The 9,571-nt window shown below is 70.0% G+C and carries 8 protein-coding genes and 1 pseudogene; 4 read left to right on the forward strand and 5 right to left on the reverse strand.

Annotated elements, in window-relative coordinates; all coding sequences use genetic code 11:
• The 3 genes and pseudogenes from HUX53_RS39640 to HUX53_RS39650 all read left to right on the forward strand — a co-directional run.
• Positions 1-383: pseudogene (locus tag HUX53_RS39640) on the forward strand (ABC transporter permease); the annotation flags it as partial.
• A 28-nt stretch (positions 384-411) separates the two neighbouring features.
• A complete protein-coding gene (locus tag HUX53_RS39645) occupies positions 412-1,104 on the forward strand; it encodes a response regulator transcription factor (RefSeq protein WP_176408397.1) in 693 nt (230 codons plus the stop codon).
• On the forward strand, positions 1,101-2,546 hold the full coding sequence (locus HUX53_RS39650) for a HAMP domain-containing sensor histidine kinase (RefSeq protein ID WP_217920449.1): 1,446 nt from the start codon (positions 1,101-1,103) through the stop codon (positions 2,544-2,546). The genes HUX53_RS39645 and HUX53_RS39650 overlap by 4 nt, the downstream gene beginning before the upstream one ends.
• A 72-nt stretch (positions 2,547-2,618) precedes the next feature.
• Here HUX53_RS39650 and HUX53_RS39655 read toward each other — a convergent pair whose 3' ends face one another.
• The 4 genes from HUX53_RS39655 to HUX53_RS39670 all read right to left on the reverse strand — a co-directional run bounded on the left by HUX53_RS39655 (position 2,619) and on the right by HUX53_RS39670 (position 6,636).
• Positions 2,619-3,707, reverse strand: a complete 1,089-nt coding sequence (locus HUX53_RS39655; protein ID WP_176408398.1) for a winged helix DNA-binding domain-containing protein — start codon at positions 3,705-3,707, stop codon at positions 2,619-2,621.
• Positions 3,708-3,817: 110 nt separating this feature from the next.
• Positions 3,818-4,132 (reverse strand): hypothetical protein, encoded by a 315-nt coding sequence (locus HUX53_RS39660; protein WP_176408399.1) that lies wholly within the window; start codon positions 4,130-4,132, stop codon positions 3,818-3,820.
• Positions 4,133-4,279: 147 nt separating this feature from the next.
• A complete protein-coding gene (locus tag HUX53_RS39665; protein ID WP_176408400.1) occupies positions 4,280-5,689 on the reverse strand; it encodes an AMP-binding protein in 1,410 nt (469 codons plus the stop codon).
• Between the two features lie 32 nt (positions 5,690-5,721).
• Positions 5,722-6,636: an oxygenase MpaB family protein gene (locus tag HUX53_RS39670; protein WP_176408401.1), complete on the reverse strand. Its 915-nt coding sequence runs from the start codon at positions 6,634-6,636 to the stop codon at positions 5,722-5,724.
• A gap of 85 nt (positions 6,637-6,721) precedes the next feature.
• On the opposite strand from HUX53_RS39670, the gene HUX53_RS39675 reads away from it, so the two are divergent.
• Positions 6,722-7,345 carry a TetR/AcrR family transcriptional regulator gene (locus tag HUX53_RS39675; RefSeq protein ID WP_176408402.1) on the forward strand — a complete coding sequence of 208 codons (624 nt, stop codon included), beginning with the start codon at positions 6,722-6,724 and terminating at the stop codon, positions 7,343-7,345.
• Between the two features lie 50 nt (positions 7,346-7,395).
• Here HUX53_RS39675 and HUX53_RS39680 read toward each other — a convergent pair whose 3' ends face one another.
• A complete protein-coding gene (locus HUX53_RS39680) occupies positions 7,396-9,234 on the reverse strand; it encodes a lectin (RefSeq protein ID WP_217920450.1) in 1,839 nt (612 codons plus the stop codon).
• Between the last annotated feature and the right edge of the window lie 337 nt (positions 9,235-9,571).

A 9,571-nucleotide genomic window follows, 5' to 3' on the forward strand; every position in this document is an offset into this window, starting at 1 on the left:
AGGCGGCGCTGGACGGCGCGGGCGCGCCGCATGTCGCGCTCGGGGATCCGGGGACGTGGCGCGCGATCTTCGGCGGCGGGCTGTATCTGGCGCTCGCCGGGCTGCTGGGGCTCGCCTTGGGCACGCTGATCCGCAGCACCACCGCCACGGTGACCACCCTGTTCGCGTCGCTGCTGATCGTGCCGGCGTTCGCGCCCGCGTTTCCGGGGCGGCTCGCGGACTGGACGGCGAAATACTGGCCGCCGTCCGCCGGCGGGCAGATCACGACCGGCTACCGCGATCCGGCCCTGCTGGATCCGTGGCCGGGATTCACGGTGATGGCGGCATGCGTCGCGGTTCTGCTGGCGGCCGCGTTCCTCGCTTTCCGCAGGCGGGACGCATAGGGAGACCACGATCGGAACGGGACGGGCCATGGCGGAACATCTCCTGGTGGTGGAGGACGATCCCACGCTGCGCGAGCTGCTGTCCGCGAGCCTGCGGCTGGCCGGGTACGCCGTGTCGGCGGTCACGACCGGTGTGGAGGCGCTGGCCGCGGTGCGGGACGAGCGGCCCGACCTGATCGTCCTCGACGTCATGCTGCCGGACTTCGACGGCTTCGAGGTCGTCCGACGGCTGCGGCAGGCGGGCTCGCCCGCGGGTCCCCCGCCGGTCCTGTTCCTCACCGCACGGGACGCGACCGAGGACCGGATCAGCGGGCTGCGGGCGGGCGGCGACGACTACGTCACCAAGCCGTTCGACCTGGAGGAGCTGATCCTGCGCATCCGCGCCATCCTGCGCCGCACCAGCGGACGGCAGCCGGACGGCCGGCTCGTCGTCGGCGACCTCACGCTCGATCCCGACAGCCATCACGTGACCCGTGCCGGGCTGCCCGTCCCACTGTCTCCGACCGAGTTCGACCTGCTGCGGGTGCTGATGGAGCATGCCGGGCAGGTGCTTTCCAAGGCGCAGCTGCTGGAACTGGTGTGGCGCTACGACTTCGGCGGCGACGACAGCATCGTCGCCTCCTACGTCAGCTACCTGCGGCGCAAGGTGGACGACCGGGAGCCGAAGCTGATCCACACGGTGCGCGGCATCGGCTACGTCCTGCGCAGGCCGGCTCAGTGAACGGCACGAAACCCAGCCGGGGGATCTCGCTGCGCGGCCGGGTGCTGGGGATAACCATGCTGCTGCTGGTCGCCGCGCTGCTGGGCAGCACCGGCCTCGTCCTCCGGCAGCTCCAGCACGACCTGATCAAGCAGGTGGACGAGCGGATCCGCAGCACCGCTGCCGTGGCCGCGCGCCTGCCGACCCTGCCGGACGTGGCCGGGGAGGACGCCCCGCAGGTGCGCGACACCGTCGAGGAGCAGCTGATCAGGGACGTCTACCTCGCCTACCTCGGCCCGGGCGGCGACGTCCAGCGCGTCATCCGGCCTGCTTCGGGAGACCCGCCCGAGCTGCCCCGACTTGACACCGCGGCAGTCGCAGGCCGTGATGGCGAGCCCTTCCACGCGGACGACTGGCGGGTGGTCGCCGTGCCGCGCACCGGCGGCGGCAGCGTGGTGGTGGCCGGCTCGCTCGGCGTCGTGAACGACACGGTCCGGCGGCTGGCCGGCCGGGTCCTGCTGATCGATTCCGCGGTGCTGGTGCTGCTCGGTGTCGCCGGCTGGTTCGCCGTCCGGGGCGGGCTCCGGCCGCTGCGCCGGATCGAGACGACCGCGGCGGCCATCGCGTCCGGGGACCTGTCCAGCCGGGTCCCGGAGCTGGCCGCCCCCCGCACCGAGCTGGGCCGGCTGGCGGCGGCGCTCAACGGCATGCTCGACCGGATCGAGGCGGGCGACGCCGCCCGCGCCGCGTCCGAGCAGCGCATGCGCCACTTCATCGCCGACGCGAGCCACGAACTGCGCACCCCGCTGTTCGGCATCAAGGGCTTCACCGAGCTGTACCGGATGGGCGGCATGCCGGAACGGGCCGACGTGGACGCCTCGATGGGCCGGATCGAGCGCGAGGCCGCGCGGCTGGTCGAGCTGGTCGAGGAACTCCTGCTCCTCGCCCGCCTCGACGAGGAGGGCGCCGCCGTACCGCTGCACCTCACCCCGATGGACCTGCGCACGCTCGCCGCCGACGCACTGCATGACGTCCGAGCCCTGGACCCGGGACGTCCCGTCACCCTCACCGGTCCGGACGGCGGCCCGCCGGGCGGCGCCCCCGTCCTCGGCGACGAGGCCAGGCTCCGCCAGGTCACCTCCAACCTCGTCGGGAACGCCGTCGCCCACACCCCGCCGGGCACGCCCGTCCGCATCGGCGTCGGCACCCAGGACGGCCTCGCCGTCCTGGAGGTCCATGACGAGGGCCCCGGCATGACGCAGGACCAGGCCGAGCACGCGTTCGACCGCTTCTACCGCGCCGACGAGGCCCGCGGCCGTGCACGCGGCGGCGGCGCCGGCCTGGGCCTGGCGATCGTCGACTCCCTGGTACGCGCCCACGGCGGCCGCGTCGAACTCCGCACGACCCCGGACGCCGGAACGACCTTCCGCGTCCTACTCCCCCCACACTCCCAGGTGCGTTGACTTGCGGCGTGTTGCCCCTAACCGGCTATCGATAAGGGCAACACGCCGCAAGTCAATGAAGCGCTGTCCCGGCTATGGGGCGATTCGTACCTGGTGGACGTCGGCGGAGAGGAATGAGGCAAGGTGTTCGGCCTCCTCGCTGACGGCGGCGCGGGCGGTCTTGGACAAGGGATGCAGCGGGGTTATGACGACGGTGTCCGCGTTGACGGTCCAGGTGGCGGCTACTCGGCCGTCGACCAGGACGACTCGCTCGCCGGCTACGGAGAGTCCGCGGTGGGCGTCGTCGATGATGCGGTTGCGGGCCTGGTAGCCGAGGATCGCGTTGTCGAACGCCGGCAGGAAGCGCACCGGGGCGGGTGTTCCGGGGTCGGGGCGCGGGGCGTCGGGGAGGTCGAGCAGCTCACGGCCGCGCTCGTCCTTGAAGGTGACCAGTTCATCGCGTACTGCGGCGACCGCGGCCGGGAGTCCGGCGAGGCCGCACCACGCGCGCAGGTCGGACGAGGTCGCCGGGCCGAACGCGGCGAGGTAGCGCCGCACCAGCGTCTGGCCGACCGGGTCCGAGTCGTCCGAGGGCAGCGGGTCGACCTCGCGGCCGAGCCAGTCGGCCAGCAGGACGTTCCGCACCCCCGCCTTGGCGCGCCACACTCCGCGCGGCGGCGCCTGCGCCATCGGGACGAGCGCGGAGATCAGCATCTCCCCCAGCGCCCGCCGCCCCGGCTCCGGCCAGCGTTCGGCGACCGCCTGGACGAGTTCGGCCATCGTGCGAGGGCGGCCGTCCGACATCACCGCCCGTCCCGCCGCGGCGAGTTCGTCGAAATCCACCCCGTCGAGTTCGCGCCGGTACACCCCGAGCACGCGCTGGCACAGCATGGCGTGGTGGCGCGCCCGCCAGGCCAGGACGTCCTCGGCGGTCACGAGGTGGATGGTGCGGCGCATGAGGGCGGTGCGCACCACGCGCCGTCCGGTCAGTAGGTCCGAGAGCGTCGCCGGGTCGAACGCGCGGAGCCGCGACCAGAGGCCGATGAACGGTTCCTGCGGCTCCTGCGCCTGCAACCCGCAGAGGTGGGCGACGGCGTCCAGCGTGGGGACGTCGGCGCGTTCGAGCAGCAGTTGCCGGGCGAGTGTGGCGCGGTTGAGCGCCCGATCGTCCAGAACGGTCATGCGTCCACCGTGACAGGAAAAGCGGTCAGTTTCTGGCCGCTATTCGCGCTGGGGGGTCGCGAAGTTCTGTGTGCCGATCACGCGGAGTAGGTCCCGCCGCGTAGGGCGTGTCACATGTTTTCCAGCGCGGCCATCATGAGCAGCACGGAGAACGAGCACCCGGCGAACAGAACGAAGCCTGAAGCGGCGAGTGCGAGCCCTGCGGAGAACAGGCGCCGCAGAACGAGATAGATCACCAGGGTGCCCAGGAAGGCGAGCACGGGGAGATAGGGAATGAACACGGAGGCGGCGCCCACCAGGAGGGCGCAGGCCAGCGAGGCCGCCACCCTGCCTCCACCGTGGAGATCATCGCGCGTGACCGCGAAGGCGACACCCCCGGCGACAACGGTGCTCGCCGCGATCATCAGGATGAGGAGGTAATCCATGCTCGGCCTCCGGCTCGGCGGATTCCACGAGAATGCGTTGTCATCCCGTATGACCCGGGCCGGAGCCAGAAGGTTCGGTCGTACTTTCAACCGCTTCTCGAAACATTTTCGGAAGCCGCTCGCTCGACGGGGAGTGCGCTCCGGGCGTCAGCTGAGCTTGGAGTCGCGGGATTCCGTGACCTGGCCCGTCACCACGATGGCGGCGTGCACGGATTCTCCCCATTCGTCGGACGGGACGCCGAACACGGCCGCGTCCGCCACCGCCGGATGGGCCGTCAGCACCGCCTCGATCTCCGCCGGATAGATGTTCACGCCCCCTGAGATGATCATGTCGGTGCGGCGGTCGCAGATGTAGTAGAAGCCCTCCTCGTCGCGGTAGGCGATGTCGCCGACCGTGAGCCACTCGCCGCGGCCGGCGTCCCGGAACTTGCCCTCGGCCTTGTAGTAGGCGTTGAAGGTGGCGGCGCCGCGCACGTACAGGTCGCCGGGCACGTGCGGTTCCTCGACGGCCCGCCCGTCCGCGTCGAACAGGGCGATCTCGACGCCGGGGGCGGCCCGGCCGCAGCTGCCCGGCTTGCGCAGCTGGTCCTCGGGACGCAGGATCGTGTCGACGCCGAGTTCGGTGGAGCCGTACACCTCGAACAGCGAGCCATCGCCGATCTTCTCGATGTAGCGGCGCTTGAGCTCGAACGGCCACGGCGCCGCGTTGGCGATCATCCGCTGGAGGGACGACAGGTCGCGGCGGCGGATCGTCCCGTCCGGCAAGTCCACCACCCGGCGGATCGGCGTCGGCGCGGAGAACGTGGTGGTCACCTGGTGCCGTTCGACGAGGTCAAGCCAGCGTTCGGGGTCGAAGTCGCGCATGACGACCACGGTCCCGCCCATGAGCTGCACGATGAGCATGAAGCTCAGCGGGCCGGAATGGTACAGGGGGCCGGTCGTGAGGTAGACGTCGCCGGGCTGGAAGCCGATCTCGCCGACGAGCCCCAGCACCAGCTCCGGGTCCGGCTCGTCGCGGACGACGCCCTTCGGCTTGCCGGTCGTCCCGGACGTGTAGAACATCGAGGTGCCGGCCGCCGCGTCGGCGCCGAGGGGCACCGGTTCCGTCTCCGGGCTCTTCGCGGCCAGGGCGTCGAGCGAGGAGGCCCACTCCGGCGCCGCGCCGCCCCAGGCGAGCCACGCGCGAACGTCCTCCACCTGCTGTGATGCCGCCTCCAGTTGCGCCGCCTGCTCGGCGTCGAACACCACCACCGCGGCGTCGGCGTTCTCTACGACGTAGGTCGTCTCCTCCGGGCTGAGGCGGTAGTTCAGCGGGACGCCGATGGCCCCGCACTTGCGCAGCGCCGAGATGAGGGCGACGACCACGGTGCTGTTGCGGCCGCACCACACGACCTTGGTGCCCGCCTGGACCCCGTGGTCGACCAGCAAATTCGCGTACCGGTTCACGAGCGCGTTGAACTCGGCGTAGGTCAGGCGCCGCTCGTCCTCGACGATCGCGGTCTTCGACGGAGCGGCGGCCGCCAGCGCCGCCAGTGGGTCTTGGACGGGTGCGGTCATGGTGGTCGACCTCCTGATCAGCCGAGGGACGTTCACATGGGCCGGTGCTCCAGGGCGCGTTCCAGCCGCTCCTGGGCGCGGGCCGCCTGCCGCGCGCGGTACGCGATCGGCATGTACCGGACGCGTTCGGGGAGCAGCGGGGTGCTCCGTCCGATGACCTGCGCGACCAGCCGCAGCCGGCGCTCGTCCGCCGCGCTCCACGACAGCCCGAGCTTCTCGCGTGCCGCCTCCGGCAGGGTGCCGACCGTGATCAGCCGTCCGAGCCGTCCGCCCGCCTCGCTCAGCGGGGCGACCGCCGGCCGCAGCAGCTTCGGCACGGTGGGCGGGACCTGGCTCATCTGGCCGAGGACCTCGTGCGCCACCTTGTGCGGGACGAGGGTGTTCGCGACCATGTCGTCGAAGTAGTCCCAGTACTCCGGGATGCTCGCCGGCAGCATCCGCTCGGGCACCCGCAGGATCCTGCCGAGCTGGAGGAACTCGTCGAAGAACTGCTGTTCCTCGTCCTTCGTCATCGGCGCGGGAGCGAAGTACTTGGACGCGGTGACGGCGGCGTAGAAGCCGGTGAGATGCACCCACACCCACGGTTCGGCGGACAGCGCGTGGTGGCGCTGCCCTTCCTCATCGACCGCGCTGAGCGACTTGTGCATTTCCCGGAGTCGCTTGCCTTCTTCGATGGCGGTCCGTCCGCCGTAGACCCAGGTCTGCACCGAGGCGAAACTGCGCGCCGCGCGGCCGAGCGGGTCGGTGCGGAAACTCGACCGCCGGTCGACCACCGTGCCGATCGCCGGATGCATCACCTGCAGGATGAACACGCTGTCGCCTGCGATCGCCGACGTATAGAGCCCCATCTGCTCCCACAGCAGCGAACCGGGCCCGAACGGGACGGGCTCGTCGCGGCGTTCCTGCTCGGCCGACCGGGTCGCGGGCGTCCCATCGGTCACCGTCATGTGCGATACCTCCTGAAAAGCTGCTGATATAAGTTGAACGCGAATAAGGAGTCGCTTACAAGTCGCGTTTTCGAAGGAACCACCAATGGCCTCCTCACCTGGGCTTTCGCCCCGCAGAACCCCGTCCCAGGACCGCTCGCGCCGGACGGTCGAACGCATCCTGGAGGCCGCCACTCGCGTTCTGTCGGAACGCGGGTACGACGGCGCGTCCACCAACCGGATCGCCAAGGCCGCGGGCATCAGCAACGGATCGCTGTACCAGTACTTCCCCAACAAGGACGCGATCGTCATCGCCGTCCTGGACCGCTTCGCCGACCATCTCGCCGACCGGCTCGGCGCCGAGATCGAGGCCACGATGCGGCTGCCGTGGGAGGAGGCCGGGCGCGCGATGCTGGACGCGCAGATCCGGCTGTTCGAGGAGGACGCCGACCTGCTGCGCATCATCGTCGAGCAGGTGCCGTGGCTCGGCCCGTTCGACAAGCTCGCGGCGCTGCAGCGGCGGCTGACCGACCTGATCCGCGTCTACCTCCTGGTCAACCGCGCCGAGTTCCGGGACGACCTCGACATCGACGCGACGCTGTGGATCATCACCGAGACCGTCGGGCTGCTGTCGATCAAGTACGTCCTGGACCGTCCGCCCATCCCCCACGAACGCATGGTGGACGAGCTGGCCGAACTCGTCATCGGCCACATCCGGGGACGCGGGTGAGTTCCGCCGGGGAGCCGGCCGGGCAGTGCCGGCTCCCCGGCGGGGTCTCGCTAGGCGGGGACCGTCCATTTCTGGTTCGCGCCGCCGGTGCAGGTCCAGATCTGCAGCCGGGTGCCGTCGGCGGAATCGTTGCCGGTCACGTCCAGGCATTTACCGGAGTACGCGTTGACCAGGTCGTGGCCGGACGTGTACGTCCATTGCTGCGACGAGCCGCCGTGGCAGTCCCACAGATGCGTCTTGGCGCCGTCGGCCGTGCTCGGGCCTTCCACGTCCAGGCATTTGCCGAGCGCGCGAATTGTCCCGTCGGCGGAACGGGTCCATTGCTGGGCGCCGGTGCCGTTGCACGAGTAGAGCTGGACGGGCGTCCCGTTCGCCGTGTTCGCACCGGCCACGTCGACGCATTTGCCGGCGAGCCCGGTGATCTGCCCGGTGCCCGGTTGCGGCCCCGACTGCGTGCCGGACCAGGTGAAGGTCGCCGTGGTGCGCGCGGGCAACGAGTAGGTGAACGACTGGCCGCCCCACACCACGCGGACCGACTGCGCGGATGTCCCACCATTGTGGGCGATCAGGGCCTTGGACCCATCCGGGTTCACATAGGCGACGTTCTGCACAACGGAATCGGCCGAGGAATCGATCCGATAAGCCCCCGGCCTCACGAACTTGGTCAGGTGCCCCATCGTGTAGTACTCGATGGTGTAGTCGACCTGACCTGCCCGGGAGCCGCCCTCCTGGACGGTGACCAGCCCGGTGCACGTCCCGCAGCCGCCGTTGTGCGGCCCCATGTTCTGGTTCAGCGCCAGGCTCCATTTCACCTCGGCACTGGACCAGTTGCGGGCGTGCTCGATGATGTCGCCCATATCTTCGTTGTGCTGGTTCCCGACCCACGTCCCGCCGGAATGCTCGGTGTTGAACTGCATCATGGACGGATACTGGTCGTGCACCTGCGAGCCCACAGACGGGCTTCCGGCGTAGTCGTGCCACCCGATACCCGCTGAAAGCGCGTCGTTCCGGAGCACCGAATCAGCGACGATCTGCGACCCGAAACTCCCGTAGTCCCCGTAGTTCCAGTCGAAGTGGATGACCTTCGTGCCGATCCCCGCGGCCCGGAACGCCGGATACACATGGTTCTTGGTGAACTCCACCAGCCCGGACGGATTCCACGACATCCCCGGATAGTTCATCGCCGTGGGATTGCCCGCCTGACAGCAGTTCGGCTCGTTCTGCACCGAGAGGTAGTCCACCGGAACGCCGGCCGCCTGATACGACTGAATGTATTTGACCAGGTACTGGGCGTACGTGGGGTAGTACTCCCATTTCAGCCAGCCCATCTGGTCCATGCGGCCGTTGTCCTTCATCCAGCCGGGCGCGCTCCACGGCACTCCCATGACGTGCAGCGCGGGGTTGAGCTGCTTTGCCTGCTGCGTCAGCAACCGGACGTTCGTGTCGTACCCATTGGCGCCGAAGTCGCTGAGATCGCAGCATGTGTCGTCCAGCGAGACGTTCCCCGGACGAGACAGGTCGGACGCCCCGATCGGATTGCGGACGAACGACAGCCCGATGCCGTCCACTGGATCGAAGAGACGCCGCATCACCGCGTCCCGCGTGGCGGAGCTGATCGCCCCGCCCCGGAACAGGTGCGCGGTCGTGTCCGTGATCGACGCGCCGCCACCCACGAACCGCTGGTAGCGCACACCGTCATTGACGGCGATCGTGTGCGCCGCACCCGGACTGCTCGACGCGAAGCTGACCGACGGCTGCCGCTCCAGCCCGCGGGTCACAACCCGTCCACCAGAGTCGGAGGTCGTAGTGAGATAGACGTTCACGGTCTCACCGGCGGCGAGCGCCGGCCGCGCGCCGGGCACCGCGAGGGCCGCAGCCAGAGCGACCACCAGACCACCGGCCGCGAGCAACCGGCGTGGACGTCGCCGCGCAGGTGGGGGGCTGCCTGCAATGGGCATTGATGCACTCCCTCAGTGAGACGGGGTGGAACCGCCACCGGACGCTGCCCGTACACCCGGCGCGGCTACAGGAAGGAAACCTTGCAATGAGACCCGTGTCAATGACCTGAAGCCACTTTCTACAAACCTTAGAAAAAGCACTGACCCCTCCCCAGCTCAACCGCCGTACGACCCTGAGCGGCGGTAGCGCACTCGGAGTCCGGCCGGTCGCCACTGCCGCGTCAGCGAACGAACTGCGCGCAAGCGAGTCTCCGGGGCGGGCGGGGCT

This window comes from Actinomadura sp. BRA 177, assembly GCF_013372625.1.
Taxonomy (GTDB): Bacteria; Actinomycetota; Actinomycetes; order Streptosporangiales; family Streptosporangiaceae; genus Spirillospora.